Raw genomic sequence first — 25,565 nt, 5'->3', positions numbered from 1 at the left:
GGTCTCAGGTAGTGCGCGCGGTGAGCATGAAAAGCGCTGGCGCGGCCAATATCATCAGCAGCCACAGCCAGTTGCCCGTGGTCACCGCGAGCACCACCGAGAAGACCACGGCCGCGCCGGCCAGCACCACCAGGCGCGGCAGCGGGTTGACCGGGGTGACCTCGGCCGGGGGCGGTGTGCTGCCCGGCAGGTCGGCGAACAGTTCGGCCAGTTGACTCTTGCTGGTCGCGGCCGCGACGGCCGCGCTGAGTTCGTCGAACTCGGCCAGGCTCAACCGTCCGGTGCCCAGGTGGTGGGTCAGCTCGCGCATCGCGCGCTCGCGGTCGGCGAGACTGGCCGGAGGACCCGCGGATTCACCCATGCCGGAAGGATAGGCGCGGCGGCGGAACCGGGCGTCGGATGGATTTCCAGAGGCGGGAAGGACGGCTGGTGGGCGCGCCCTCGGGAGGCCGCGTCGCCGCACTCCAGTGATGTTTGCTGAAATGTCGCTAGAGACCGGTCGGTCGTCCCGGCAATGGCCGCGCACCGGCGGTCGTCACGTGTTGCGATGTGGTTTCCTTGAGGTATGACTGCGGGTGTGGAATACACGATCGACGAGCTGGCGCGGGAGGCCGGTACGACCGTGCGCAGCCTGCGCGTTTACCACGAACGCGGTGTGCTGCCGCCCCCGCAGGTCAAGGGGCGTACCGGGTTCTACGGTGCCGACCACCTCAATCGGGTGCGCACCATCAGCAGGTTGCTCGATCGTGGGATCAAGCTCAACGGCATCAAGGAATTGCTCAACGCCTGGGACCGTGGCGACGACCTGGGGGACATTCTCGGTGTCGGCGAGCCCGGCGCGACCGAGCCGCTCGTCGTGGACGCCGGGGAAACGATCGCGGCGACCGAACTGGCGGAGCGCTATCGCGACGTGCCCAACGGTCTGGCCCGGGTCGTCGCCGCGGGTCTGTACGAGCCCGTCGACGCCGCGACCTACCGGATCGCGGACCGCCGTCTGACCCAGAGCCTCGACCAGATGGCGGCCGCGGGCATCCCGGCCGACGAGGTCCTCGGCGAGTTGGAGAAGCTGCGCGCCGATGCGGAGCGAATCGCCCGCCGCTACGTGGACCTGTTCCGGCGCACGGCGTGGGCGTCGTTCCAGGACTCCGAACGCGGTCCGGCGCAGGTCGCCGAGCTCGCCCAGCGCCTGGCGGCGACCAGGCCGGTCCCGGCGGAGACCACCGCCGAACTCGTGAACCGGCTCGTCGCAAGGTATCTCGACCAGGACGCCGAGCTGGCCGAGGCGCTGCCGGAAGCCTGATCCGACTGCCTGGCGTCGCCGACCGAAGAATTTCTGTTTCAGATTCCCATCATTGGCGATACGTGGCGGTAACGTGCCGTTGATCAACGGTATATTGGCACCATCCGGCGCGCGATCGCGGCGCCCAGTCGCCTGACATCCCCTACTTAGGTATGTCTGCGGGCAACCTACCGATGCGCCGAAGTGTCGCTCCCCCCGACAATCTGAATGTCGCACAAGGGCAGCAGATGGGTGTGGGCACATGGGAAGCGTGACACTGTGGATGCAGATGTCGCTCGACGGCTTCGCGGAAGGGCCGGATCAGGAGGTCCACTGGCCGGTGGTGGACGAGGAACTGTGCGAGTCGTTCCTGGACGAATTGCGCTCGGCCGACTTGTTCCTCTACGGCCGCAAGACCTACGAGATCATGGCGTCGTTCTGGCCGACCGCCGACGTGGATCCGGCGATCTCGGAGTTCTACGTGGACTTCGCGCGGTGCTGGAAAGAGACGCCGAAACTGGTCTTCTCGCGCACCATGGCCTGCGCGGGGTGGAACACCCGCGTGGTCAGGGAGGACCTCGTCGAGGAGGTCACGGCGTTGCGCGCGCAGCCGGGATGCGACATGGTCCTGTTCGGCGGCGCGGAGACGGCGTCGGCGTTCATGAAGCACGACCTGATCGACGAGTACCGGTTGTTCGTGCATCCCATCCTGCTCGGTGGCGGGATTCCGCTGTTCCCGACGCCCGCGGTGGTGTCGGGCTTGCAACTGGTGGACGTGATGACCTTCGACAGCGCGGTGGTCCAGATGCACTACCAGCAGATGGCCTCCGCCAGGTAGGAACCGGCGCGGGAAGCGCGTACCGGACCGGCGACCGCGCGAGCGGACGGCTTCACCGTCGACGTAACCTCTGATTGTCGAGCGCTTTGCCGCGTCGTCGGCTAACTTTCGTTTTATGTCCCTGGTTCAGGCACGTGGCGACGTGCTGCCTGCATCCACCAGTGAATTCGTCGGCCGGGAAACGGAATTGGACCGGCTGGGCACGCTGCTGGACGGCGGCGCCCGCCTGATCACCCTGGTCGGCCCGGGCGGAATCGGCAAAACCCGATTAGCCGCGGAGGCGCTACGCCGTGGCGTCCGCGTGCGGGGCAGGCCGGTGTACTGGGCGCGACTGGCGGGGCTGGAGGCCGACAGCACCGCCACCGCGCAGGACGTGATGCAGTCGGCCGTGTGCGCCGATGCCGGTTCGCCACCGGCCCGCGACGCGCTGGTGCGCACCTTCACCAGCGGAGACCGTCGCACCGAGCGCGCCGTGCTCGTCCTGGACAACTGCGAACACCTGCTCGGCGCGGTGGCGGCGATGATCGCCGAATTGCTGGAAGGCACACCGGGACTGACCATCCTGGCCACCAGCCGCGAACCGATCGGCTGGGCCGACGAGTACATCCTGCCCGTACCGCCGCTGTCGCCGCGGCAGTCGCTCGAATTGTTCCGGCAGCGGGCCGAACTCATCGGACGCGCGATCCCGGACGAGCGCGAGGCGACGGCCGTTGCCGCGCGGATCTGCCGCCGGGTCGACCACAACCCGCTGTTCATCCGACTTGCCGCGGCGCGCCTGCGGCATCAACCGCCGATCATGGTGCTGCACGAACTCACCGGCGACGCGGATGACAAGCGGTTGCACTGGACCCACGGAGCGCGTGCGGGCGCCGAGCGGCGCCACCGCGGCGTCTACGACGTGATCGCGTGGTCGTTCGCGCTGTGCGGGCCCTCCGAGCAGTTGCTGCTCGAGCGGCTGTCGGTCTTCGCCGCCGGGTACGAGACCGACGACGAGTCGCTGCGCGGGGGCATCGACCTCGACGCCGCGATCGCGGTATGCGCCGATGACGACCTGCCCGCCGGTGAGATCGAACATCTGCTGGAGCGGCTCACCGAACAGTCGCTGTTGTCCGCGCACCTCACCGCGACCACGGTCAGCTGGTACCTGGTGGGCAGCGTCCGGGTGTTCGCCAGGGAGCGGCTGTGCCGCCGGGGCCGCGCCGAGCTCGACCGGCTCGCCGGACGGCACCGCCGGTATCTGCGGGACAAGGTGGTCGCCGGACAGGCCCTCTGGCTCGGTCCGCAGGATCAGACCTGGCTGGCATGGGCGCGGTCGGCGTGGAACGACATCGTGCTCGGCATCGAATCCGGGTTGGCGGACCCGGCCGAAGCCGTGGTCGCCCTCGAGATCGCCACCGTCCTGCTCTCGATGAAGGTGCCGTACGTCAAGTCCGGCGCCGGCGCGCTGACCCGGTTGACCGAACGCGCGCTGGAGGCCACCCGCGGCTCCGGCCCCGGCACCTCCGGGCTCGCCGACCTGGCCACCGCTCTGCTCGGCTGGAACTCGCTGTGGCAGGGGCGGACCGATCACATCCCGCAACTGCTCGCCGACCGCGCGGCCCTGCCGTCGGATGCGGGCCCGCGATACACCGACACAGATTTCGGGCTGCCCGCGCCGGTCGAGTGGATGTGGGGCCTCGAACTGATGCTCGTGCGCGGCGACCGGCGCGCGATCACCGTCCTCACCCGGGCCCGCCACAAGTTCGCCGAACAGGGCGATCGCATCGGCGCGGAGCGCAGTGACGTGTTCGTGGTGTTCTGCGCCGCTCTCGTCGGCGACCGGACGCAGGCGCTGGAGCACACCGCGCGGTTCCTGGCGCGGTCGGCATCGTCGGGCTCGACGTTGTCGCGAGCCTGGGCCGAGATCGCGCGCGCGGTGGCGCTGGCCAAGCACGGGTCCGCCGCCGAGGCGCTGACGCTGACCCATGGTGTGCTCACGCGGCACCGCGGTGAACAGGACACTTGGACGGCGAGCTGGGCGGTGGGCGCGCACATCGTCGCGCTGGCCCAGGTCCTGCTCGCGCAGCGCGCCGAGGGCCGCGATCGTGCCGCGTGCACCGACACCGCGACGGAGATCGCGTATCTGGTCGGCAGTTTCAAGACGCGGCAGCGTTCGATGGGCATCTCCGTCGAACGCGTTCCGCTGATCGCCGCCGAACTCCGCGGCGCGGCGGAGGCCGCCCGCGCGGTGCTCGGCGACCGGGCCTATGCCGCCGCCGAGCGCAGAACGCGACTGCGGCCCGAACTGGACGCACTGTGGTGTTCCACCGCGGATCCGGTCCCGGCCTCCCGGCGCCCGGATCGCCCGGCGGCCTCCCGGCCGGTGTCGCGGCGGCCCGCTTCCCGCTGGAACGATCTGTCGGACGCCGAGCGCGATGTCGCCGTCTTCGCGGCGGCCGGCTGGCCCAACAGCGCCATCGCCGGGCGGCGGCGCAGCTCCATCCGCACGGTCGACGCGCAGGTCGCCGCCATCCGGCAGAAGCTGGAGATCGCCTCGCGCGCCGACATCGCGGCCCACATCCCCGATGAACTCGCCGATCGGGTGCGCTACGAATCCGAACGGCGGCCCAGCCGTCGCCGTCGAGGGGGGAGCCGGGATCGATAGACGACTGCCTCCCCGGCGACCGGGCCGGAGGCGTGCGAAACCCTTCCCCCGGCCGCGCCCATTAGGCTGCTCGAGCGGTGATTGTCTGGATCGGTAGGTGCGTCGGCATGTCGGAGGTGAACAGCGGTGGTGACAACGGTCCCGCCGCGCCCGTCGAGTTCGTGGGCAGGCATGCCGAACTGCGGCGGATAGAAGCCCTGCTGAGCTCGTCCAGCGCCCGGTTGATCACCCTGGTCGGGCCCGGCGGCATCGGCAAGACGACGTTGGCGGTGGAAGCCGTACGGCGCTATCGCGGCGCGGCGCGGCACCCGGTGTATTGGACGCGCCTGGCCCGGCTGGTGCCCGGCGCGGAGACCGGGGCGGTCGCCGAGGAGGTGCTGCTGTCCGTCGCGAAGAACGGCATCGCGGGCCGCTCCGCCTGGGACGGTTTGGTGGAGATCTTCGCCGACGGTCTCGCCGATGGCGAGACGCACCGGACCATCCTGGTGCTGGACAACTGCGAACACGTGCTGGCCGGAGTCGGCCCGCTGATCATCGGTCTGCTCCAAGCGGCCCCCGGCTTGACCATCGTCGCGACCAGCCGGGAGCCGATCGGCTGGATCGACGAGCAGCTGGTGGCCGTGCCCCCGCTGTCCAGCGTGCACGCCCTCGAACTGTTCCGGCGGCGAGCCGAGCGCACCGGGCGGCCGATCTCCGAGGATCCGGGCCAGCTCGCCATCGCCACCCGCATCTGCGGGCACGTCGACAACAACCCGCTGTTCATCCGCCTGGCCGCGGCGCGGCTGCTGCACCGGCCACCGGCGATCCTGTTGCGCGAGTTGTCCGGCGACACCGACGATCGCCGCCTGCAGTGGACGCACGGGGCCAGGGGCGGCATCGGCGAACGGCACCGCAGCGTGCGTGACGTGATCGCCTGGTCCTACGGCCTGTGTACCGCGTCCGAGCAGTTGCTGCTGGACCGCTTGTCCGTGTTCGCCACCGGTTGCGACGCCGAGGACGACGAGACGCCTTGCGGCGGGGCCGACGTGGACGCGATCGTCGCGGTGTGCGCGGACGCGACGTTGCCCGCGGAGCGAATCGAGGGGCTGCTCGAGCGCCTGGTGGAACGCTCGCTGCTGTCGGCCCGTATCACCACCTCGACGGTGCGCTACTACCTGTTGGAAAGCGTTCGGGTGTTCGTGCGCGACCGGCTGTCGGCCCGCGGCGATCACCTGGACGAGGCGCGGCTGTTCGCCCGGCATCGGCGGCACTATCGCGACCGCGTGGCCGCGGGCCCGGCCACCTGGTACGGCCCGCGGGAGCAGGAGTGGATCGCCTGGGCCCGGGCGGCCTGGGACAACATCCTCATCGCCGTCGAGACCAGTCTCGCCGATCCGGAGGAGGCCGTGGTCGGGCTGGAGACCGCCGCGACGCTGATGGCGTTGCGGGTGCCGTTCATCACCGGGTCCAACCGCGCCATCACCAGCCTGACCGAACAGGCGCTGGAAGTCACCGCGCAGGTGGAGCCGCCGCCGACCCGGCTGCGGATCAACGCGACCGCGCTGGTGGGCTGGATCGCCATCTGGCAGGGCAGACACGCCTATACCGCGCAGTTGTTGGACGAATGCGCCGCGGAGTGCCTGTCCGACGCGGAACTGCGGCGCGGCTGGCGGGAGACGACGGCGACCGATGTCGGCCTGCCCGCCGCGGTGGAGTTCACCTGGGGACTCGAACTGCTGCTGATCCATCTCGACATCCGGGCGGTGGACGTGCTGGCCAGGGCGCGCAGGAAATTCGCCACCTTGGGCGACCGGGCCGGAGAGCAGCGCAGCGAATTGTTCGAGGCGCTCACGTACGCGAACCTCGGTGACGCGGACGTCGCGCTCGGGGCCGCGCGCAGGCATCTGGACCGGGCCGTCGCTTCCGACGCGGGCTGGGCGACCTCATGGGCGGAGCTGGCCTGGATGATCGCGGTGTCCCGGCACGGCGATCCGCGAGAGGCTGTCACGCTCGGGCGGTCCACCCTGGAACGCCTGCTGATCACGGGGGACACCTGGACGGCGGGTTGGGTCGCGCATTTCATGATGATGGCGCTGACCTACCTGCTGTCCGCCCGGATCGAGGCGGGGGACACCGACAGCGCCGAAGCGATCGCCGCCGCCACCGAGATCGCCCATCTGCAAGGTGGGATCGCCACGCTGCACCGCTCCATGGGCATCGTCGCCGACCGGGTGACCCTGGTGGCCAGGGGCACCGCTCAGGCGGTCGCGGCGGTCACCGCGGTCCTCGGCGCCGAGGCGCACGAGGCGGCGGTCCAGCGCGGCGCCCGCCTGCGTCCCGAACGCGACGAACTGCAATTACTGCTGCTGGGCAGGTTGCCCGCCGATCGGCTGCTGCCTGCGCGGCGGTCGCAGACCAGGTCGACGGCCTCGCGCTGGGACGAGTTGACGCCCGCGGAACGCGAGGTCGCCGTGCTGGCCGCCGCGGGCTGGGCCAACAGCGCCATCGCCGCGCGCAGGGGCAGCTCGATCCGGACGGTCGATGCACAGGTGGCGACCGTATGCAGAAAGCTGATGGCGGCTACCAGAGCCGACATCAGCTGGCACGTACCGGATCACCTCGAGGAGCGGATCCGGCTGGAATCGGAGCGAAGGCCCGCGCGAACGCGAACACGCCCGTAACCGCGGCGGCGGTCACGGGCGTGCCGGTAGGAAGGTCGGTCAGGGGTCAGGTCAGGGAGCCGTCGTAGCACAGGCTCGACGACCGCCAGGAATGCTGCGGCCCGGTGCCGGGATCGAAGGCCCACTGGTCGATCGATCCCGCGGCCTTCCACCACACGGAGCCGCGTCCGTCCGAGACGACCTGGTAGACGTCCTCGGAACCCTCGATGAGCTGGCTTCCGACGCAGTAGTCGTTGTATTCCGTGCCGTACTGGCGGGCGCCGGGGCTGAACAGGCCCGCGGGGTGGGTGTACGCGCCCGGGTTGGGCACGGTGCTGGCCTGCCGCACGTTGTGTCCGCGGTGCCAGTAGGGCGCGCCGACCGCATCGGTGCCGCAGGTGAAGGTCGAGCCTCCCGCGACGACGGTGGTGCCCTGGCCGTAGGCGCCACCGGCCCAGAGGCAGGCAGCGCCCTGAGCCTCGGCGGTGCCCGCGCCGAGGCTCAGGCCGCCCGCCGCCACCGCTGCCGCCGCCAGCAGGGTGAGCGTCCGTGCCGTGCCGCGCTTGTCGTTACACGCGGTCGTCCGGCGAAGCCCGTTAATCTTGATCATTGGTGTTTCTCTTTCGTGCGCTATCCCGGCCGGAGTGGATTTCCGGGATTGGTGATACTTCAAGTAATGTGCCGCTAGACAGCGGTACGATCAGTCCAGAAGGACGTCGCGGAAGGTTGTGGGTGCGAGTGAGTGAGCCGGTCCGGCGATCACTGGCACCAGCGGGCCTGCGGGCGGCACACGGTGTAGCCGCTGCCGTCCGGGCGGGCGACGCGCGACCAGCTGGGGCTGACGGAATTGTTGCCCGTGGTGGTGTCGGCCGGCGCAGGGGTGCTCTGGCGCTGGTGGTAGTCGCGGATGGCGTCGTCGTGCTCGTCCGCGCGGAGCGGGTCGTTGTCGCGGTGGTTGTAGCCCATCGGGTCGATCTGGTGCCAGCCGTTGGTGTCGCCGGTGCCGTTGCGCGGGTCGGAGGGGCCCGAGTGGGACTCGGCGCCCGCGATGCCGACGGCGCCGGCGGTGAGGATGCCGACGATCGCGGTACAGGCGAGCAGTCGCCGTGCGGCGGAGTGGGTCGTGGCGGTCATCGTAAGTCTCCGTTCGGAATTCGAGCCGTGCGCGGCGACACGGTTCGAGCGGCGGCGGTGCGGCGAACGTCGATGGTCGGGGTTGCCGCGCGAGGTGGGGGCGGGGAAGGGATCGGGGCGGCATCCGTCGCGGACGTCTGGTCCGCGGGCCGGTGCCGGTCGGCTCGGTCCCGGTTGTCGGGATGGGAAGAGCCCGGCCTGTCGTCTCCGTGGCGGCCCGGGTCTGCGGGGCGCGGTGCCGCGACGATCGCGTCGGGCCCGGCCAGCGCTTCGGCCGGCGCCGGGGTTTCCGGCGTGGCCGCTATCGCGCTCACGATCAGCGGGCGGACGAGCCAGGTCTGTGTCCGTCGCTGGTGCGGCGTGATGCCGGTCATCGTTCGCGTCCGTTCATCTCGCCACCTCGGGATCGGAGATCGGCCCGGTGTGGTCCGATCGGCGGGTCCCTATCTATCGTGCCGTTGGATAACGTCACATTAATCGACGGGTCGATACCTTGTCGAGTGCTTTCCCATACTTGGGAAGAATTGCGGAGTTTCCGGCGTGGGTCGGCGTCGTGACCAGGGGTAATGTCGACCGCCTGTAACCCCGGGGCTTTGCGAAACCTGCTCGACGCGATGCTTTTTCGGGACGGTGCGGCCTTCAGGCGGCCCGGTAGGGTGCGCGGCAGTGATGCGGCGCTCTCGCCGAAAGTGGCGTGGGTAGCACGACCGGCCGGGGGTACGGGGGCTGTGTCTTCGTTGCACTCACCCCGCCAGGGCCGTGCTGACCGCGGAGGTCGAGCCGGCGTGCGCGCGGGTTGGGGGCGAATGAAGGGCGGCGGCAGTGCCGCGCGGCTCGCCGCTGTGGGCTGATGAACGGGCTGCGACGGAAAGTCCTTCGCGCATACGCGAAAAGGGCGCCTGCCGCGATGGCAGACGCCCTTTAGGGTTGCTGGATCAGGCTTCGGTGACCGCCGCGTATGCCGGGGCCCCTGAACCCGTGGCCGCCGCGGGTGCGCGGCTCGGCTTCGCGGCGGCGGGGTCGCGGAACGGGGCTTCGATCACGGCGCGCTCCTGCCACAGGTAGTACAGCGCCATGGCGAAGATGCTCGTGCCGATCACGTTGGCCAGGAAATGCCACCAGATGCGGTAGGTCGACGCACCGGCTCCCGGGTCGAGCAGGCCGAAGAAGGTCGACAGGCCGATCGCTTTGGTGCCGAACGCGACCGTCAGGGTGAGCGCGAGATGCTCGAGTCCGTGGATGCCCTGCATCAGTACGCCCATGCGGCCCCACTTGCGCGCCTTGCTCTCCAGGGCGTGGTGGGTGACCAGTGCGACACCGACCAGTCCGGCGAGGAAGTGGAAATTGCCGACCAGGTGCAGGATTTCCATCCCGAGCGACGGCTTCATATGGTTGACCTGGCCGAATCCCTTGGCCAAGCCGGTGCCCCACGGCGTCATCCACGCCGGTGAGTTCGGGTGCTGGACCCAGTATCCGACCTGTGCCACGTGCTCCTGGAAGTGACCTATCTGGGCGATGACGCCCAACGCGATCACACCGAGCGCGGTGCGGAACATCCATGGTCGCAACGGTTTGCGCATCGCGATGGCGAGCACGCCGACGGCCGCCCACATGACGACCATCCAGGCCATCATCAAGATCGCACCTAGGATTTCGAACCCGGTCGCCTCGGCTGTGTGGTTCATGGGGAACCGCCCTTCTGCGCGCCCTCCGGCAACGGCGACGGATGGGGGGAGTTGCTTCGGAAACGCGCGGAACGCGTTGTTCGCAAGATACAAGGTCGTGCGGGCTCGTGTCCGAGATTTCCGAATGTCCTGGTATCCCCGACAATTCGATTCGAGTCATACCCAACGCGTATAGCGCGTGTTCACGATGGTCGCAGAAAGCCTTCGACGATGCGGTGGGCGCGGTCGGCGGCCTCCGGATCACCGATCCGCAGCGCGGTATTCGTCGCGCAGAGCACCGCATCGATCTGGAAGGCGACCAGATCGGCGTCCAGTTCGGGGATCTCACCGGCGGACGCCGCCGCGCGCAGCTCCCGCGCCAGCAGCCGAACCCACGCTCCCTGATCGCGGAGCAGGGCGTCGCGCACCGGGCCCGGCTTGCTGTCGTGCTCGGCCATGGTCGCGACGCGGAAGCATCCGCCCGCGAACAGCGGCGTCGTGGCATAGACCATCCAGTGCTCCACCAAGGCCCGCAGACGGGCGACGCCGTGCGGCGCGGACCGTGCGGGGTCGACGACCGCTTCCACGAAGCGGTCGCGTGCGTGATCGATGGTGGCCAGTTGGAGTGCTTCCTTGGTGCGGAAGAGGGTCTGGATTCCGGCCTTGCTCAGACCGGTGTCTTCGGCCAGCCTGCCGAAACTCAGGCCGTCCAATCCGTCGAGCGAGGCGATGTCGACCGCATGCCGCAGCACCGTGGCACGCGTCTTCGCACCGCGCAGCAGGCGCTTGTCGGTGATCTCGGCGGTTCGCTGACCACTTTCCATACGGTCGATCGTACTTTCTGCCGCCGAGTTCGTGGGGGCTCAGCTCCGCTGGTAAGGCCAGTTCCAGTCGGCGACCTCGGGGAGGTCCTCGCCGTGTTCCCTGGTCCACGCACGGGCCGTCCACCGCGCGTCGACCATCTCTTGCCGCAGCCCCGCGGCCCGCTCGCGCAGGGACGGCACCCGATCGATCACGTCCATCACCAAGTGGTAGCGGTCCAGATCGTTCAGCATCACCATGTCGAACGGCGTGGTCGTGGTGCCGCGCTCCCGATAGCCGCGGACGTGCAGTTCGTCGTGGTTGGTGCGCCGATAGGTCAGCCGGTGGATCAGCCACGGATAGCCGTGGAAAGCGAAGATCACCGGCCGGTCCTGGGTGAAGAGCGTGTCGAACTCACTGTCCGGCAGGCCGTGCGGGTGCTCGTCCTGCGTTTGCAGCCGCATCAGGTCGACTACGTTCACCACCCGGACGCGCAGGTCGGGCAGACGTTCGCGCAGGATCGCGGCCGCGGCGAGGGTCTCCAGCGTCGGTATGTCGCCCGCGCAGGCGAGCACCACGTCCGGCATGGCGCCCACCTCGTCGCCGTGGCCCGCCCACGGCCAGATCCCGATCCCGCGTGCGCAGTGCTCGGCGGCCTCGGTCACCGACAACCAGTCGGCCTGCGGCTGCTTGCCCGCGACCACCACGTTCACGTAGTGGCGGGAGCGCAGGCAGTGGTCGTAGGTGGACAGCAGCGTGTTCGCGTCCGGCGGCAGGTACACCCGCACGATCGAGGCCTTCTTGTTCAGCACCACGTCCAGGAATCCGGGGTCCTGGTGGGTGAAGCCGTTGTGGTCCTGGCGCCACACGTGCGAGGACAACAGGTAGTTCAGGCTGGGGATCGGACGCCGCCACGGCACCGCCGAACTGGCGTCGAGCCATTTGGCGTGCTGGTTGAACATGGCGTCCACGATGTGGATGAACGCCTCGTAGCAGGTGAACACGCCGTGCCTGCCGGTCAGCAGATAGCCCTCCAGCAGTCCCTGGCACATGTGCTCGGACAGCACCTCGATCACCCGGCCGCCGCGGTCGAGTTTCTGGTCGCGGCGGTCGATCTCCGCCTGCCAGTTGCGGCCGGTGACCTCGAGGATGTCCTGCAAGCGGTTGCTGGCCAGTTCGTCCGGCGCGAAGGTGAGGAAGTTGTCCGGATTGCGCCTGGTGACCTCACGCAGCCAGCCACCGAGCACCCTGGTGGCCTCGTGCCGGGTCGCGCCCGGCGCGGTGACCTCGACGCCGAAGTCGCGCCAGTCCGGCAGGTCCAGGTCGCGCAGTAGCGTACCGCCGTTGGCGACCGGGTTGGCGCTCATCCGCCGTTCGCCGACGGGTACCTGAGCGGTCAGCTCCGGCACCGGCTTGCCGTCGTCGTCGAACAGTTCCTCCGGACGGTAGGAACGCAGCCACTGTTCCAGCACCGCGCGGTGGTCGGCGTCGGTGCGCGCGCCCGGCAACGGCACCTGGTGCGCGCGGAAGGTGCCCTCGACCTGGTCGCCGTCCACCACCGGCGGACAGGTCCAGCCCTTGGGGGTGCGCAGCACGATCATCGGCCAGCTGGGCCGTGCCCCATCGGCGCCGTCGCGTGCGGCGCCCTGGATCCGCCCGATGCGTTCCATGCTCGTGTCCACCGCCGTGGCCATCGCCTGGTGGACGGTCGCGGGATCGTCGCCGGCGACGACGATCGGCTCGTAACCGTAGCCACGCAGCAGCGACAGCAACTCCGGCTCCGGGATGCGCGCCAGGATGGTCGGATTGGCGATCTTGTACTCGTTCAGGGCCAGGATCGGCAGCACCGCGCCGTCGCGCGCCGGATTGAGGAACTTGTTCGCATGCCAGCTCGTGGCCAGCGGACCCGTTTCCGCCTCGCCGTCGCCGACCACGCAGAACACGGTGAGATCGGGGTTGTCCAGGGCGGCGCCGAACGCGTGCAGCAGCGAATAGCCGAGTTCGCCGCCCTCGTGGAAGGAGCCCGGCGTCTCCGGTGCGCAGTGACTCGGCACCCCGCCGGGAAAGGAGAACTGGCGGAACAGCGCGCCCATGCCCGCGGCGTCCTGCGGAATGTGGCTGTAGACCTCGGAGTACGTCCCCTCCAGCCAGCCGCACGCGTTCGGGCCCGGACCGCCGTGCCCGGGGCCCGCGACGAAGACGGCGTTCAGGCCGCGTTGCCGGATCGCGCGATTGGCATGCACCCACACGAGATTCAGGCCGGGCACCGTGCCGAAGTGCCCGAGCAGCCTGGGTTTGACGTGCTCGGCGCGCAGCGGTTCGCGCAGCAGCGGATTAGCCGTCAGGTAGATCTGGCCGACCGCGAGATAGTTCGCGGCGCGCCACCACGCGTCGATCGCCGCCAGCTCGTCGCGTGCCAGTGGCCCCGGCACGTCCGCCAGCCGGTAGGGACGCGGTGCGACGGTCCGGCCGCCGGTGCTGCCGACGTTGTCCGCCGAAGTATCGCCACCCGCACTCGCCATGTGGGTCATGTGCCGACTCTCCTCACGCTCATGGCATCGGGGACGGCGGCGCCACGACCGGCCGCCGTCGAGGTCCTGCGAAGGTTGCCGATCGGAATCGACAACGCCGGATGGAGAATTCACCGCCAGCCTAGCCGCAGCGGGCCGCGCGGCGGTCCGAGCGTGTCGCGAGAAGCTCGTCCCACCCGGGGCCCGTTCGTGGTCTAGGGTCCGCGGCATGCACATTCTCGGCAGGATCATCGGTATCGGCGCCGTCGCCGCGACCACCATCGCGCTGGCGGCCTGCGGCTCGGACGACGAGTCCGCTCCCGCCGTCTCGACGACGCGGACCACCGCGGCGGCGGGACCTTCCGCGCAGCGCCCGGCTACCCAGAGCAAGGGCCGCGAGTGCACCGCCGACGACATCCGCGTCACCGGAGATTTCGGCGCCGCGCCGAAGATCACCCTCCCCGACGACTGCGACCCGCCCAAGCAGCTGATCGTCAAGGATCTGAAGGAGGGCAGCGGGCCCGGCGCCGCGCCCGGCCAGCAGCTGACCATGAATTACGCGCTGGTCACCTGGTCGGACAAGAAGACGCTGGACAGCTCGTTCCAGCGCGGCAAGCCGTTCCAGCTCACCCTCGGCGGGGGACAGGTCATCCCCGGCTGGGATCAGGGACTCGTCGGCGTCAAGGAGGGCGCGCGCCGCTTGCTGATCGTGCCGCCGGAGCTGGGCTACGGCGCGGGCGGGCGTGGCATCGCCCCGTACGAGACGCTGGTCTTCGTCACCGACGCGGTCTCGGTGGGGAAGTAGCCCGGCCGCTCGCGTCGCCCGCCGGGCACCGCCGGATGCAGGTCCGCTCGGCCGGTCAACTAACCTGGTCGGGATGCGTGGCGTACGCCGCACCCCTCGTCGTCTCGGCCGAGGCCGGGACTCCGGTTCGGATCGGCGCCGGTGGGGGAATGCGGCAGCCGGCGTAGGGCCGCCTCGCCCGCCGTTCCGATCCCGGAATGCCGGGGGCGGGGCGCCGCAAGACGAACGTCAACCAGTACGAACAACGAACAAGGAGCATGTCCGTGAAGAGCACCGTCGAGCAGCTGAGCCCGACCCGGGTCCGGATCAACGTCGAGGTGCCCTTCGAGGAGCTGAAGCCGGATTTCGACCGCGCGTACAAGGCACTGGCCAAGCAGGTCCGCATCCCCGGCTTCCGTCCCGGTAAGGCGCCAGCGAAGCTGCTCGAGGCCCGTCTCGGCCGTGGCGCGATCCTGGAGCAGGTCGTCAACGACGCGCTGCCCGGTCGCTACAGCGAGGCCGTCACCACCTCCGAGGTGAAGGTCATCGGTCAGCCCGAGATCGAGATCACCAAGATCGAGGACGGCCAGGAGCTGGCCTTCACCGCCGAGGTCGACGTGCGGCCGGAGATCACGCTGCCGGACTACGCGAGCATTGCGGTCACCGTCGACGCGTTCACCGTCGGCGACGAGGACATCGAGGAGCAGTTGCAGTCGCTGCGCCAGCGCTTCGGCACCCTGACCGGGGTGGAGCGTCCGGTGCAGGACGGCGACTTCGTCTCCATCGACCTGTCGGCGACCGTGGACGGCCAGGAGGTGGCCGAGGCCGCCACGACCGGCCTGTCCCACGAGGTCGGTTCCGGTCAGCTCATCGAGGGCCTGGACGAGGCGCTGGTCGGATTGTCGGCGGGCGAGTCGAAGGAGTTCACCTCGAAGCTGGTCGCGGGCGAGCACGCGGGCAAGGACGCGGTCATCACCGTGACCGTGCAGACCGTCAAGGAACGTGAGCTGCCCGAGGCCGACGACGAGTTCGCGCAGCTGGCCAGCGAATTCGACACGCTGGAGGAGCTGAAGGACGATCTGCGCGGCCGCGTCGAGCGGGTCAAGAAGGTGCAGCAGGCGGGCGAGATCCGCGACAAGGTGCTGGACACCCTGCTCGAGCAGGTCGAGGTGCCGCTGCCCGAGGCCGTGGTGAAGGCCGAGATCGACGCGGTGACCCACGACGCGGTGCACGGCTTCGACCACGACGAGGCCAAGTTCGCCGAGGCGCTCGAGGCGCAGGGCAGCACCCGCGAGGAGTTCGACGCCGACACCAAGCAGGCCGCGGAGAAGTCGGTCAAGACCCAGCTGCTGCTGGACGCGATCGCCGAGGCGGAGGGCACCCAGGTCGGCCAGGAGGAGCTCACCGAGCGGATCCTGTTCCAGTCGCAGCGCTACGGCCTGTCGCCGGAGCAGTTCATCCAGCAGGTGCAGCAGGCGGGCCAGCTGGGCGCGATCTTCGCCGACGTGCGGCGCGGCAAGGCGCTGGCGGGCGTGGTCGGCCAGGTGACCGTCACCGACTCCGCGGGCAACTCGGTGGACACCACCGAAATGTTCGGTGCCCCCGCCGATTCCGCCGACGAGGACGCGTCCGTCGAGACGGCCCCGGCGGACGCCGAATAATTCCATGGAATGTCGGCGTGATCGACGCCCGCGAGGTGCGCTGATTGCGCTGAGAGCGAAGAAAGGGCGGTACCGGGAGTTCGGTGCCGCCCTGCTTCGTTAATGTTTGTGACGACAAGTTGGATGGCCATGTCCGACCGGGTGCGGCATATCCAACCAGTGATGGCTATGCGGCAATCCGCAACGAGCCGGCGAGAGAAGGCAGGTATCCGTGACAATCAACCAGGCAGGGGTCATGACAACCGCGACTGCTGGTCTCAACCTCAGTGATTCGGTGTACGAGCGCCTGCTGCGTGCGCGCATCATCTTCCTCGGCACCCAGGTCGACGACGACATCGCGAACAAGTTGTGCGCGCAGCTGCTACTGCTGTCGGCCGAGGATCCCACCCAGGACATCGCGCTCTACATCAACTCGCCGGGCGGTTCGGTGACCGCCGGTATGGCCATCTACGACACCATGCAGCTCGTCGAGTGCGACATCGCCACCTACGGCATGGGCCTGGCCGCGTCGATGGGGCAGTTCCTGCTCACCGCGGGCACCAAGGGCAAGCGCTACGCGCTGCCGCACGCGCGCATCATGATGCACCAGCCCTCCGCGGGGATCGGCGGCTCCGCGGCCGACATCGCGATCATGGCCGAGCAGTTCGCGCACACCAAGCGTGAGCTGAACGAACTGCAGGCGCTGCACACCGGCAAGTCGGTCGAGCAGGTCACCGCCGACGCCGACCGCGACCGCTGGTTCACCGCGGCCGAAGCCCTGGAATACGGCTTCATCGACCGCGTGATCAGCCACGCGAACCAGGCCAACGGCGCCAAGAAGTAACGCACCGGATCACCCACAGGCCCCCGGACACCTCGAACGTCCGGCCGCCGCACCGACTTTGGAGACGAAGATGGCCAATTCGATCGACCCGCGCGCCGGCCTGTCCGGCATCGCGCCGCAGAGCCCGCAGGCGCGCTACATCCTGCCGTCGTTCATCGAGCACTCGAGCTTCGGCGTCAAGGAGTCCAACCCGTACAACAAGCTGTTCGAAGAGCGCATCATCTTCCTCGGCGTGCAGGTGGACGACGCCTCGGCGAACGACATCATGGCGCAGCTGCTGGTGCTGGAGTCGCTGGACCCCGACCGCGACATCACCATGTACATCAACTCGCCGGGTGGCTCGTTCACCTCGCTGATGGCCATCTACGACACCATGCAGTACGTGCGCGCCGACGTCGCCACCGTCTGCCTGGGCCAGGCCGCCTCGGCCGCCGCCGTGCTGCTGGCCGCGGGCACCCCGGGCAAGCGCGCCTGCCTGCCCAACGCGCGCGTGCTGATCCACCAGCCCTCGCTGGAGGGCGGCATCCAGGGCCAGGTGTCGGATCTGGAGATCCAGGCCGCCGAGATCGAGCGCATGCGTCGCCTGATGGAGAGCACGCTCGCGCGGCACACCGGCAAGGACGCCGACACCATCCGCAAGGACACCGACCGCGACAAGATCCTGACGGCCGAGGAGGCCAAGGAGTACGGGATCATCGACACGGTGTTCGACTACCGGAAGCTGAGCGCGCAGAAATAGGGCGCGAATCGTCGTTTCCGGCCGGGGCCGGGACGGCGGGGCGAATTGCCGATCCCGGGGCTGTTCGCTCTAAATTGCTTCGTGACAGGGAATTCCGGCCGGGAAGTACGCAATGGGGCATACCGCCCGGCCGGGCCGCCCTCGCGCCGCCGCGGTTCGAGAATTTGTTCGAACCGACGGCGCCGCGCGGCGGGCGGTGCGGAGGTATGGCTCGTGACGACTCGCACAACCCGCGCGAGAAACATGCGCGAGTTGTCGACCTCCATCCCGAACACCGGGTACGGTCAACCTAGGGACCTTTGCTCCCGGTTGACGGCACTGCCCCACCGGCCACGAGATCAGCCGATGCGTTTGCGGCTGCGAAAGTGGTGGACAGCTGGCAACCTGGACGGACGGTTGCACGCGGACAAGGAAGTAGGGACCCACGAGATGGCGCGCATCGGAGATGGCGGCGATCTGCTGAAGTGCTCGTTCTGCGGAAAGAGCCAGAAGCAGGTCAAGAAGCTCATTGCGGGACCAGGGGTGTACATCTGCGACGAGTGCATCGATCTCTGCAACGAGATCATCGAGGAGGAACTCGCCGAGTCCAGCGAGGTCAAGCTCGATGAGCTGCCCAAGCCCGCCGAGATCCGTGATTTCCTGGAGAACTACGTGATCGGCCAGGACACCGCCAAGCGCACTCTCGCGGTGGCCGTCTACAACCACTACAAGCGCATCCAGGCCGGTGACAAGGGTCGGGACAGCCGCGGCGAGACCGTCGAGCTGGCCAAGTCCAACATCCTGATGCTCGGTCCTACCGGTTGCGGCAAGACCTACCTCGCCCAGACCCTGGCGAAGATGCTGAACGTCCCGTTCGCCATCGCCGACGCCACCGCGCTGACCGAGGCCGGGTACGTCGGCGAGGACGTCGAGAACATCCTGCTGAAGCTGATCCAGGCGGCCGACTACGACGTCAAGCGCGCCGAGACCGGCATCATCTACATCGACGAGGTCGACAAGATCGCCCGCAAGAGCGAGAACCCGTCGATCACCCGTGACGTGTCCGGCGAGGGCGTGCAGCAGGCCCTGCTGAAGATCCTGGAGGGCACTCAGGCGAGCGTGCCGCCGCAGGGCGGGCGCAAGCACCCGCACCAGGAGTTCATCCAGATCGACACCACCAACGTGCTGTTCATCGTGGCGGGCGCCTTCGCCGGTCTGGAGAAGATCATCTCCGACCGCACCGGCCACCGCGGCATCGGTTTCGGCGCCGAGGTGCGGTCGAAGGCCGAGATCGACACCACCGATCACTTCGCGGAGGTCATGCCAGAGGACTTGATCAAGTTCGGCCTGATCCCCGAGTTCATCGGCCGCCTGCCCGTGGTCGCCTCGGTGACGAACCTGGACAAGGAATCGCTGGTCAAGATCCTCTCCGAACCGAAGAACGCGCTGGTCAAGCAGTACGTCCGGCTGTTCGAGATGGACGGGGTCGACCTCGAGTTCACCGACGACGCGCTGGAGGCGGTCGCCGACCAGGCGATTCTGCGCGGCACCGGCGCGCGTGGCCTGCGGGCGATCATGGAGGAAGTCCTGCAGCCCGCGATGTACGACATCCCCAGCCGCGACGACGTCGCCAAGGTCGTCGTCAACGCGGATACAGTCAACGACAACGTCCTGCCCACCATCGTGCCGCGCAAGGCGCAGCGGCCGGAGCGCCGGGAGAAGTCGGCGTAATTCGGGTGTGGCGACCCGTCGTAAGGGGTACTCCCTCCGTGAGGGTTGAGCAGACAGCCTAGTTCCGGCGCTTTTCTCCGGGGCGCATCATTACCCGCGAGCAAGCCCGTTTCCGAGATTGCTCGCGGGCGACTGGACCGAGGTCCTCATGTCGACAGGCTTGGCCAACCCCACGTACGTTCTCACCGCCGCTCGCAATGCCGATCACCCCGCCGAGCGGCTCAAGATCTCCGTCACAGTGCCGAGCGACTCGGTCACGCTGTGCGCGCTCGCGGGCGAAGTCGATCATTACACCGTCGAAGTGTTTCGACGCAGGCTGATCGGCTCGCTGGGCACGGCGGCGCCTTTGGTGGTCGTAGATCTGTCGAAGGTTACGTTTTTCGGCGTCGCCGGGTTGCACGTTCTGGTCGACGCGCGGTCCATGCTGGTACAGACCGGCCGTAGGATGCGCTTGGTGACCGGACCCCGGTGTGTGGACCGGCTGCTGGAGCTGGCGGGAGATCTGGCGCGCTTCGAGACGATGTCGAGTCTCGCCGACGCCGTGCTCGACGCGGCCTGACGCGGCCGGGGTCGATACCATCGGGGCATGTTCGCCAACCGGCGCTTGGAGCGCAAGGTCGACGCCCTGCACGCCAAGCTCGACCTGATCATGACCCATCTGGGCATCGAGGCGCAGGCAGCGGCCGTGTCGCCGCGTGCCGTGCCTGCGGTCCCGCGCGGTGACGGCATGGCCGAGATCGATGCGCTTCTGGCGCAGGGCAAGAAGATTCACGCGATCAAGCGGTATCGCGAACTCACCGGGTGCGGCCTGAAAGAGGCCAAGGAAGCGGTCGAACGCCGGTATCCGTACTGATCACCGGGGCGCGAGCACAGGGCTCGACGGCTCACGCGCCGGCGCGGACGTAGAACGGGCATTCTTCGACGACTTGCCCCGCACCGCAGGCTGATAGGTCTAGCTGTGTGCGCCCTGCACCACGGGGGTGTGCAGATCCACTGGGAAGTCAGCGTCCGCGCTGGACAGGCTGTCCGCCGCGGAGCGTTCCGGCAAGGGGTCGTGCCCGGTCGGGTCGGGCAAGCTCCGCACCTGCTCGGTGGCATAGCCGATCGCGCGTCCGTATCGCGCGCTCGCGGCGTCGTGGATGAGCAGGGCGACGCCGATCATCACCGGGGCGACACCGTGCACGGCGGCGTCGAACCATCGCCCGGCGCTCACGTACGGGTAGGTGTTCAGTCCGACGGTGAGCGCGAGCAGGGCCATTTCCGCCGCCGCCACTTGGCTCCGGTTGTCCAGCACGCCCCATTCGGTGACCTTGTTCGTGCCGATCATGATGATGATCAGCGACACGCTGATCATCGCCTCGAGCAGGTAGCTGAACCAGTACAGCGGGTCGTCCGGGCCACCCGGCGCGATGTTGTGCTGAACGTTGACCGCCGACCACAGCATTCCGGCGGCGACCACGCCGGCCAGCGCGCCGAGCGACCAGGAACGGTGCCGGTACAGCGACGCCAACCTGGCGTGCGGGCTGGACGCGCGCCGCTGCGCGGCAATCGCCTTGCGCGCCAACAGCAGGTCCCTGATCTCGGCCTTCTCGATGGCCTCCGCGGTGTGCCGCGCCCGGTCGGAGGCCGCGGCGCCCGCCTCGGCGTGCTTCCAGCGCTGTTCGCGGTCCTGGGTCCGGATCCGTTCGGCCAGTTCGCGTTCAGCGAGCAGTTCCTCCTCCGACAGCGCGCCGGTCAGAGCCGGGTCGAACTGGTAGGCGAGACGGCCGCGGGCCTTCTCGACTCGTCTCGCCAGCCGTGCGACGTCGTCGTCCGGGGTCTGTTCGTCGAGCATGCGGCTCCAAACGGTCGGGCGGAGGGGAACTCGAGAAACCGAAGACGCCGTTACCCCGCACCGAAACTCGCGAAGGTAGCCCGCCGGCCGCGGCACGGCCAGGCGACGTCAACACCTCTTATTCTTAGTGCATTCCGGGCCGTAACGACAGTCCCGGGCGAACGCGGCGCCGAAGTACCAGGTCGGATCGAGCCATTCCCGCAGCGCCGCGGCCCTTTTCACGACCAGGGCACCCGGCACGAATCGGTGCTGAAACCCTGCGCCGTGATCCCGAGCGCCGAATTGAACCGGGCGCGTGAGTTTTCCAGCGCGATCTGATAGCTGAGCTCCACCACACCCGCTCGGCCGAAGCGCCGCTCCAGGTCGGCGACCTGTTCGTCGGTGACCGTGGTCGGCGTTGCGGTCATCGCGTCGGCGTAGGCGATGGCGGCGCGCTCGTCGTCGGAGTACAGCGGCGAGGTCGCGTAGTCGGCGATGTGTTCCAGCCGCGCGACGTCCAGCTCGCCCAGGCGCATGAGCATGGCGCCGAAGTCGACGCACCACGAACAGCCGATCGTCCACGCCGTGCGATACACCGCGATCTCGCGGATGACGGCGGGCAGGGCGGTGCTGGCCTTGCCGACCATGGTCTCGTGGACCGCGCTGGCCCTCAGCAATTTCGGATGGTTGGCGGTGACGGCGAAGGGCTCCGGCACTTCGCGGAAGCGGCGCTTGGCCAGCCGGTAGAGCAGCTTGGTCGTCGGTCCCGCGTGTTGCGGGGTGACGGCGGCGATACGGGTGGCGCTCATGTCGATCTCCTTCGATCAGCGGATGTGGTTCCTACTTCTCGGACGAGAGACCGTGCCGGAATGTGATGGGGCCGCGATGTGACCTGGCGCACCCGGCCGCCGCGCTCTACTCGGGCTCGACCCGCATGTCCTCCTGGCTCCAGTAGGCGCGCATCCCGGTGATCCGGCCTTCTTCGTCGAACTCCATCACATCGATCGGTGACAGGACGAAGCGCTGCCCGCCGACCTTGGTGACGATGGTGAACGGGAACGCGGCCTGATTGCCCGCGATTCTCACGTCCTCCGGCCGCAGCTCGGTCTCCCGATCCAGTGCGGCGATCACCTCGTAGAACTCGCGGATGGCCTCGTGGCCGCGCTTGGGTGGAGTGCCGACGGGATCCTCCACGATCGCGTCGGGCGCGTACAGGGCGACGATGTCCTCGGTCGGCCCCGAGCCGACCAGCTTGACGTATTGCTCCACCACGTCGCGAATCTGTTTGGCCATCGAGCCTCCTCCGAAATGAAACGTGTTCTAGTTTGTAGCCTAGCGCGTTCGGTCGCCCGATTCGATCCCTTCCGCTTCGTCCAGCACGACGATCCGTACTCCGGTGGCGAGCAGTGTGGTGGCCGACAAGCCGAACAGGGTGCGGAAAGCGTCGCTGAAGTGTGAGGGGCTGGCGAAGCCCGCGTCGGCCGACGCGGCGGTGAGGTTCGCGCCCTCGGCGAGCGCGCGGCCGACGCCGAGCATCCTGGCCCACAGGCGGTACCGCCGGAACGAGGTGCCCGCCTGGGCGGCGAACAGATGCAGGAAGCGCGACTCCGACAGGTGCGCGGCCGCGGCGAACCGGGCGGCGGTGAACTCCCGCGCGGGATGGGCGAGGAGGGTCGCCATCGCCTCGGCTACCCGGTCGTCCGGCGTGGGGACCGGCCTGGCGCCGACGAGTTCGGCCAGCGAGCGCGGATCGGGGCACGTGCCGCTCGCAGCCGTGGCGAGGGCGGCTTCCGCCCGATGGCCGAGTCCGAATTCGGCGTGCCACCGGATCATCCGGTCCCGGCAGGCTCGGGCGCCCCGCGACCCCGGATCCAGATAACAGAACATCATCTGGTCGCCGCCCGCGACGACGCGGTGCACCCGGCGCGGCGGGATCAGCGCGCTGCGCACGGTGTGCGTGACGGCATCGGTCGCGAGTGTGAACGGCGCGTCCAACCCGACGGCCAGGCAGTTCACCGCGGTGGAATGCGCGTCCGGACGCAGGGACGGTCCGCGATAGATCGCCTGCCCGGGCCACAGCCACAGAATCGCGGACGCAGTCGTCCCCGGCGGAGTGCTCGGCTCCATGCCGTCATGCTGTCACGGGCCGTGCGAACCGCGATATTTTCTGTTGTCCGGGGGTGAAGGCTCCGCTCGGTGTGACCCGAGCGGGCTCGGGGGATCGCCGTTGATCCCCCTTGGTTCGCCGTTGAACCAGACCCGCGTTCGGTATTTGCTGACTCTGTCGGTAACGGCTCATCCCGCGTTACCGCGCGGCGACGGCCGCTTCGGAGTAGTCGCCGTCGCGGCGCACCGCTTCTGCTCCGGGGTTCTCGGTACGCGTCGTCCGACGCGACGATCCGGGCGAGGGACAGCTTCGTGACGTGGTGTTCCTTTCGTCCTTTTCGTCTGTAGCCCGTCGGCCGTCCACTGATTCCGACGGCGCGGACCAGGGAAATTCATCGTCATTTCCGCAGTTCGTGCCCCGGTGTGTCGAGCTTGCGCTCCCGGTGCCGTGCTGTTTACTCGGTCCGGTCAACCAGATGTTCGAGTGACGAGTGGAAGCGGAGGAGACATGGCACTGCCTACCATGACCGCAGAGCAGCGCACCGAGGCCTTGGCCAAGGCGGCTGCGGTCCGCAAGGCACGCTCCGAACTGATCGGCAAGGTGAAGGCGGGCAAGGTTTCGGTCGCGGATCTGCTGAAGAAGGCAGACTCCGACGAGTTGGTGAAGAAGACCAAGGTGGCCGCGGTGATCAAGGCCCTGCCCGGTGTCGGGCCGGTGAAGGCCGCGAAGTTGATGGACCAGGCGGAGATCCCGGAGGATCGCCGGATCGGCGGGCTCGGTGCGCGTCAGCGCGCGGCACTGCTCGAAGCGCTGAAGGACTGACGGTCGGGGAATTCGCCAAGTCGCGGCGTCATCCGCGGATCCACCGGATCACGCCCGTGGTGATCTCCCACGGGCGTCCCGGACTCTGCTGCCGGGTTCGCCGATCAGCGGACGGCGCGCGGACGGCGGCGCGGGAAACGCAGCGTCACCGGTTGCGGGTCCGAGAGGGGCAACTCGCCTCGCGGCGGCAGGAAGAGGCAGGCCGCTCCGCCGATCACGAGCAGCAACGCCGCGATCAGGCTGGCCGTGAAGCTCGCCGCGCCCATCTCCGCGGGCTTGTGGAAGAGGTGGTAAAGGGAATGGGGGACACCGAAGGTGAGCCAGCCGACGCCCGCGATCCGGGCCGCCGTGGTTCGGTTGACCACGAGCGCGGCGATCGTCACCGCTGTCAGCGCCAGGAAGAAGGCACCCACGTCGGCCGCCAGATGGTGGTTGTACGGGCCGTCCGCCGCCACCCACTGGGCGCCGAACCCCGGAAAACTGGTGTACCAGGAGTGCGGCGCGAACGTGGCCCAAAGGCCGACGATCGCTCCTTGTACCGCCAAGACGGCCAGCACGATCCGCGTCAGCAGCAGGCGGCGGTACTGCTCGAACCGCATCCGCACCCGCAGGCCCTCGGAGTTCCCCTCCACCGATATCCGCATCGGCCGCTCCGTTCTCGCCGAATCCGTTCCGGCTCCGTGCAGTCACGGTAGAACGGGCGTCCGGCGCGGGCAATAGTGAGTCAGGCCAACAACGAGTCGGCGCCCGGATCGGTGCGCAGCCGCTCGGGGACGGTGTAGACGTTCATCGTGTCGCCGCGGAGGAAGCCGATCAGACTCAGTCCGGCGTCGGCGGCGAGATCGACCGCCAGCGAACTCGGCGCCGAGACCGCGCCGAGCATCGGGATTCCGGCCATGACGGCCTTCTGCACCAGTTCGAACGACGCGCGCCCGCTCACGATCAGTACCAGATCATGGGCAGGCACCCTGGATTCGCGCAGTGCCCAGCCGATCACCTTGTCCACCGCGTTGTGCCTGCCGATGTCCTCGCGCACCGCCAGCGCCTGCCCGTCGGTGGTGAACAGGCCCGCCGCATGCAAGCCGCCGGTGGCTTCGAACACCGATTGGCGGTCGCGCAGCATGCCGGGCATCGCGGCCAGTACCCGGGTGTCCACCACCGGGCCTGCGGCGGACAGGGGGAATCGGGTGCGCTTGCGGACCTCGTCCAGGGCGGTCTTTCCGCACAGTCCGCAGGCTCCGGTGGTGAGGAAGGAGCGGGTCTGCACCGGGACGGGGGTGCGCAGGCTGACGTCGAGGACGTTGTAGGTGTTGCGGCCCTGGTCGTCGGTGCCCGCGCAGTAGCGGGCCGCCACGATGTCCTCGGCGGAACCGATGACGTCTTCGCTCAGCAAGAATCCGTGCACCAGGTCGATGTCGCTGCCGGGGGTGCGCATGGTGACCGTCAGCGACTGCCCGTCGATGCGGATCTCGAGCGGTTCTTCGACGGCCAAGGTGTCCGGGCGCTGGATCTGCCCGCTGGGCGAGATCCGGCGCATCCGGCGGCGAGCGGTGACGCGGCTCATGCCGTGTTCCCTTCGGCGCGAGCACTGTCCTGC

The 25,565-nt window shown here is 68.9% G+C and carries 24 protein-coding genes; 12 read left to right on the top strand and 12 right to left on the bottom strand.

Translation table 11 applies throughout. The annotated features are described in order from the left end of the window. Nucleotides 1-4: 4 nt before the first annotated feature. Nucleotides 5-361: a DUF1707 domain-containing protein gene (locus ACIA5H_RS02490; protein ID WP_379254593.1), complete on the bottom strand. Its 357-nt coding sequence runs from the start codon at nucleotides 359-361 to the stop codon at nucleotides 5-7. Nucleotides 362-565: 204 nt separating this feature from the next. On the opposite strand from ACIA5H_RS02490, the gene ACIA5H_RS02485 reads away from it, so the two are divergent. From ACIA5H_RS02485 to ACIA5H_RS02470, 4 genes are all read left to right on the top strand, one after another. After that, a complete protein-coding gene (locus tag ACIA5H_RS02485) occupies nucleotides 566-1,300 on the top strand; it encodes a MerR family transcriptional regulator (RefSeq protein WP_355072219.1) in 735 nt (244 codons plus the stop codon). 241 nt (nucleotides 1,301-1,541) lie between these two features. Continuing rightward, nucleotides 1,542-2,117, top strand: a complete 576-nt coding sequence (locus ACIA5H_RS02480; RefSeq protein ID WP_355072221.1) for a dihydrofolate reductase family protein — start codon at nucleotides 1,542-1,544, stop codon at nucleotides 2,115-2,117. 115 nt (nucleotides 2,118-2,232) lie between these two features. After that, nucleotides 2,233-4,761, top strand: coding sequence for an ATP-binding protein (locus tag ACIA5H_RS02475; RefSeq protein WP_379254594.1), 2,529 nt, complete (start codon nucleotides 2,233-2,235; stop codon nucleotides 4,759-4,761). A gap of 107 nt (nucleotides 4,762-4,868) precedes the next feature. Then, nucleotides 4,869-7,421 carry an ATP-binding protein gene (locus tag ACIA5H_RS02470; protein WP_397073332.1) on the top strand — a complete coding sequence of 851 codons (2,553 nt, stop codon included), beginning with the start codon at nucleotides 4,869-4,871 and terminating at the stop codon, nucleotides 7,419-7,421. A 46-nt stretch (nucleotides 7,422-7,467) separates the two neighbouring features. On the opposite strand, the gene ACIA5H_RS02465 is transcribed toward ACIA5H_RS02470, so the two are convergent. The 5 genes from ACIA5H_RS02465 to ACIA5H_RS02445 all read right to left on the bottom strand — a co-directional run bounded on the left by ACIA5H_RS02465 (nucleotide 7,468) and on the right by ACIA5H_RS02445 (nucleotide 13,530). Further along, nucleotides 7,468-8,010 (bottom strand): hypothetical protein, encoded by a 543-nt coding sequence (locus ACIA5H_RS02465; protein ID WP_379254597.1) that lies wholly within the window; start codon nucleotides 8,008-8,010, stop codon nucleotides 7,468-7,470. Nucleotides 8,011-8,159: 149 nt separating this feature from the next. Further along, a complete protein-coding gene (locus tag ACIA5H_RS02460; RefSeq protein ID WP_356966534.1) occupies nucleotides 8,160-8,534 on the bottom strand; it encodes a hypothetical protein in 375 nt (124 codons plus the stop codon). A gap of 935 nt (nucleotides 8,535-9,469) precedes the next feature. Then, nucleotides 9,470-10,219, bottom strand: a complete 750-nt coding sequence (locus ACIA5H_RS02455) for a DUF6008 family protein (protein WP_397073329.1) — start codon at nucleotides 10,217-10,219, stop codon at nucleotides 9,470-9,472. 182 nt (nucleotides 10,220-10,401) lie between these two features. Then, nucleotides 10,402-11,022 (bottom strand): TetR/AcrR family transcriptional regulator, encoded by a 621-nt coding sequence (locus ACIA5H_RS02450; RefSeq protein WP_379254599.1) that lies wholly within the window; start codon nucleotides 11,020-11,022, stop codon nucleotides 10,402-10,404. Nucleotides 11,023-11,061: 39 nt separating this feature from the next. Next, nucleotides 11,062-13,530, bottom strand: a complete 2,469-nt coding sequence (locus tag ACIA5H_RS02445) for a phosphoketolase (RefSeq protein WP_397073326.1) — start codon at nucleotides 13,528-13,530, stop codon at nucleotides 11,062-11,064. Nucleotides 13,531-13,738: 208 nt separating this feature from the next. On the opposite strand from ACIA5H_RS02445, the gene ACIA5H_RS02440 reads away from it, so the two are divergent. The 7 genes from ACIA5H_RS02440 (at nucleotide 13,739) to ACIA5H_RS02410 (ending at nucleotide 20,079) form a co-directional block, all read left to right on the top strand. Then, nucleotides 13,739-14,314: an FKBP-type peptidyl-prolyl cis-trans isomerase gene (locus ACIA5H_RS02440; RefSeq protein ID WP_379254602.1), complete on the top strand. Its 576-nt coding sequence runs from the start codon at nucleotides 13,739-13,741 to the stop codon at nucleotides 14,312-14,314. Nucleotides 14,315-14,577: 263 nt separating this feature from the next. Beyond that, complete coding sequence (gene tig, locus ACIA5H_RS02435; protein WP_397073324.1) at nucleotides 14,578-15,954, top strand: trigger factor; 1,377 nt, start codon at nucleotides 14,578-14,580, stop codon at nucleotides 15,952-15,954. Between the two features lie 235 nt (nucleotides 15,955-16,189). Then, the gene (locus ACIA5H_RS02430; RefSeq protein WP_228827310.1) at nucleotides 16,190-16,777 is read left to right on the top strand and encodes an ATP-dependent Clp protease proteolytic subunit; all 588 of its coding nucleotides are present in this window, start codon (nucleotides 16,190-16,192) and stop codon (nucleotides 16,775-16,777) included. 70 nt (nucleotides 16,778-16,847) lie between these two features. Beyond that, nucleotides 16,848-17,516: an ATP-dependent Clp protease proteolytic subunit gene (locus ACIA5H_RS02425; RefSeq protein WP_397073321.1), complete on the top strand. Its 669-nt coding sequence runs from the start codon at nucleotides 16,848-16,850 to the stop codon at nucleotides 17,514-17,516. A 429-nt stretch (nucleotides 17,517-17,945) separates the two neighbouring features. Beyond that, nucleotides 17,946-19,226 (top strand): ATP-dependent Clp protease ATP-binding subunit ClpX, encoded by a 1,281-nt coding sequence (clpX, locus tag ACIA5H_RS02420; protein ID WP_195131826.1) that lies wholly within the window; start codon nucleotides 17,946-17,948, stop codon nucleotides 19,224-19,226. A 148-nt stretch (nucleotides 19,227-19,374) separates the two neighbouring features. Continuing rightward, nucleotides 19,375-19,785 carry an STAS domain-containing protein gene (locus ACIA5H_RS02415; RefSeq protein WP_379254605.1) on the top strand — a complete coding sequence of 137 codons (411 nt, stop codon included), beginning with the start codon at nucleotides 19,375-19,377 and terminating at the stop codon, nucleotides 19,783-19,785. A 27-nt stretch (nucleotides 19,786-19,812) separates the two neighbouring features. Then, nucleotides 19,813-20,079 carry a ribosomal protein L7/L12 gene (locus ACIA5H_RS02410; RefSeq protein WP_397073318.1) on the top strand — a complete coding sequence of 89 codons (267 nt, stop codon included), beginning with the start codon at nucleotides 19,813-19,815 and terminating at the stop codon, nucleotides 20,077-20,079. A gap of 99 nt (nucleotides 20,080-20,178) precedes the next feature. On the opposite strand, the gene ACIA5H_RS02405 is transcribed toward ACIA5H_RS02410, so the two are convergent. From ACIA5H_RS02405 to ACIA5H_RS02390, 4 genes are all read right to left on the bottom strand, one after another. Beyond that, on the bottom strand, nucleotides 20,179-21,060 hold the full coding sequence (locus ACIA5H_RS02405) for a hypothetical protein (protein WP_355072249.1): 882 nt from the start codon (nucleotides 21,058-21,060) through the stop codon (nucleotides 20,179-20,181). 218 nt (nucleotides 21,061-21,278) lie between these two features. Further along, entirely contained in the window at nucleotides 21,279-21,848 is a 570-nt protein-coding gene (locus ACIA5H_RS02400) for a carboxymuconolactone decarboxylase family protein (RefSeq protein WP_355072251.1), read from the bottom strand. 106 nt (nucleotides 21,849-21,954) lie between these two features. After that, a complete protein-coding gene (locus ACIA5H_RS02395) occupies nucleotides 21,955-22,332 on the bottom strand; it encodes a nuclear transport factor 2 family protein (RefSeq protein ID WP_356966518.1) in 378 nt (125 codons plus the stop codon). Between the two features lie 39 nt (nucleotides 22,333-22,371). Beyond that, nucleotides 22,372-23,166 carry a helix-turn-helix domain-containing protein gene (locus tag ACIA5H_RS02390; protein ID WP_379254608.1) on the bottom strand — a complete coding sequence of 265 codons (795 nt, stop codon included), beginning with the start codon at nucleotides 23,164-23,166 and terminating at the stop codon, nucleotides 22,372-22,374. A gap of 487 nt (nucleotides 23,167-23,653) precedes the next feature. On the opposite strand from ACIA5H_RS02390, the gene mihF reads away from it, so the two are divergent. After that, a complete protein-coding gene (gene mihF / locus ACIA5H_RS02385) occupies nucleotides 23,654-23,968 on the top strand; it encodes an integration host factor, actinobacterial type (protein ID WP_039796616.1) in 315 nt (104 codons plus the stop codon). A gap of 104 nt (nucleotides 23,969-24,072) precedes the next feature. Here the strand turns inward: mihF and ACIA5H_RS02380 are convergent, their stop codons facing one another. Continuing rightward, nucleotides 24,073-24,612: a hypothetical protein gene (locus tag ACIA5H_RS02380; RefSeq protein ID WP_379254610.1), complete on the bottom strand. Its 540-nt coding sequence runs from the start codon at nucleotides 24,610-24,612 to the stop codon at nucleotides 24,073-24,075. An 80-nt stretch (nucleotides 24,613-24,692) separates the two neighbouring features. Continuing rightward, the gene (gene fdhD / locus ACIA5H_RS02375; RefSeq protein ID WP_397073315.1) at nucleotides 24,693-25,532 is read right to left on the bottom strand and encodes a formate dehydrogenase accessory sulfurtransferase FdhD; all 840 of its coding nucleotides are present in this window, start codon (nucleotides 25,530-25,532) and stop codon (nucleotides 24,693-24,695) included. Nucleotides 25,533-25,565: the final 33 nt, after the last annotated feature.

The sequence above is a fragment of the Nocardia sp. NPDC051900 genome, from assembly GCF_044452545.1.
GTDB lineage: Bacteria > Actinomycetota > Actinomycetes > Mycobacteriales > Mycobacteriaceae > Nocardia > Nocardia sichangensis.
The sequence above is the reverse complement of the archived record's forward strand: the minus strand, read 5'-3'. Positions and strand labels throughout refer to the sequence as shown.

What these genes read in the sequence shown, in the direction of transcription:
- ACIA5H_RS02480 (WP_355072221.1), top strand. Translation starts at nt 1,542, where the DNA reads ATGGGAAGCGTGACACTGTGGATGCAGATGTCGCTCGACGGCTTCGCG.
- clpX (WP_195131826.1), top strand. Translation starts at nt 17,946, where the DNA reads ATGGCGCGCATCGGAGATGGCGGCGATCTGCTGAAGTGCTCGTTCTGC.
- ACIA5H_RS02455 (WP_397073329.1), bottom strand. Translation starts at nt 10,219, where the DNA reads ATGAACCACACAGCCGAGGCGACCGGGTTCGAAATCCTAGGTGCGATC.
- ACIA5H_RS02430 (WP_228827310.1), top strand. Translation starts at nt 16,190, where the DNA reads ATGACAACCGCGACTGCTGGTCTCAACCTCAGTGATTCGGTGTACGAG.
- ACIA5H_RS02470 (WP_397073332.1), top strand. Translation starts at nt 4,869, where the DNA reads ATGTCGGAGGTGAACAGCGGTGGTGACAACGGTCCCGCCGCGCCCGTC.
- ACIA5H_RS02400 (WP_355072251.1), bottom strand. Translation starts at nt 21,848, where the DNA reads ATGAGCGCCACCCGTATCGCCGCCGTCACCCCGCAACACGCGGGACCG.
- ACIA5H_RS02460 (WP_356966534.1), bottom strand. Translation starts at nt 8,534, where the DNA reads ATGACCGCCACGACCCACTCCGCCGCACGGCGACTGCTCGCCTGTACC.
- ACIA5H_RS02395 (WP_356966518.1), bottom strand. Translation starts at nt 22,332, where the DNA reads ATGGCCAAACAGATTCGCGACGTGGTGGAGCAATACGTCAAGCTGGTC.
- ACIA5H_RS02410 (WP_397073318.1), top strand. Translation starts at nt 19,813, where the DNA reads ATGTTCGCCAACCGGCGCTTGGAGCGCAAGGTCGACGCCCTGCACGCC.
- ACIA5H_RS02440 (WP_379254602.1), top strand. Translation starts at nt 13,739, where the DNA reads ATGCACATTCTCGGCAGGATCATCGGTATCGGCGCCGTCGCCGCGACC.
- ACIA5H_RS02450 (WP_379254599.1), bottom strand. Translation starts at nt 11,022, where the DNA reads ATGGAAAGTGGTCAGCGAACCGCCGAGATCACCGACAAGCGCCTGCTG.
- fdhD (WP_397073315.1), bottom strand. Translation starts at nt 25,532, where the DNA reads ATGAGCCGCGTCACCGCTCGCCGCCGGATGCGCCGGATCTCGCCCAGC.
- ACIA5H_RS02475 (WP_379254594.1), top strand. Translation starts at nt 2,233, where the DNA reads ATGTCCCTGGTTCAGGCACGTGGCGACGTGCTGCCTGCATCCACCAGT.
- ACIA5H_RS02405 (WP_355072249.1), bottom strand. Translation starts at nt 21,060, where the DNA reads ATGCTCGACGAACAGACCCCGGACGACGACGTCGCACGGCTGGCGAGA.
- ACIA5H_RS02415 (WP_379254605.1), top strand. Translation starts at nt 19,375, where the DNA reads ATGTCGACAGGCTTGGCCAACCCCACGTACGTTCTCACCGCCGCTCGC.
- ACIA5H_RS02380 (WP_379254610.1), bottom strand. Translation starts at nt 24,612, where the DNA reads ATGCGGATATCGGTGGAGGGGAACTCCGAGGGCCTGCGGGTGCGGATG.
- mihF (WP_039796616.1), top strand. Translation starts at nt 23,654, where the DNA reads ATGGCACTGCCTACCATGACCGCAGAGCAGCGCACCGAGGCCTTGGCC.
- ACIA5H_RS02485 (WP_355072219.1), top strand. Translation starts at nt 566, where the DNA reads ATGACTGCGGGTGTGGAATACACGATCGACGAGCTGGCGCGGGAGGCC.
- ACIA5H_RS02390 (WP_379254608.1), bottom strand. Translation starts at nt 23,166, where the DNA reads ATGGAGCCGAGCACTCCGCCGGGGACGACTGCGTCCGCGATTCTGTGG.
- ACIA5H_RS02445 (WP_397073326.1), bottom strand. Translation starts at nt 13,530, where the DNA reads ATGACCCACATGGCGAGTGCGGGTGGCGATACTTCGGCGGACAACGTC.
- ACIA5H_RS02465 (WP_379254597.1), bottom strand. Translation starts at nt 8,010, where the DNA reads ATGATCAAGATTAACGGGCTTCGCCGGACGACCGCGTGTAACGACAAG.
- ACIA5H_RS02425 (WP_397073321.1), top strand. Translation starts at nt 16,848, where the DNA reads ATGGCCAATTCGATCGACCCGCGCGCCGGCCTGTCCGGCATCGCGCCG.
- ACIA5H_RS02490 (WP_379254593.1), bottom strand. Translation starts at nt 361, where the DNA reads ATGGGTGAATCCGCGGGTCCTCCGGCCAGTCTCGCCGACCGCGAGCGC.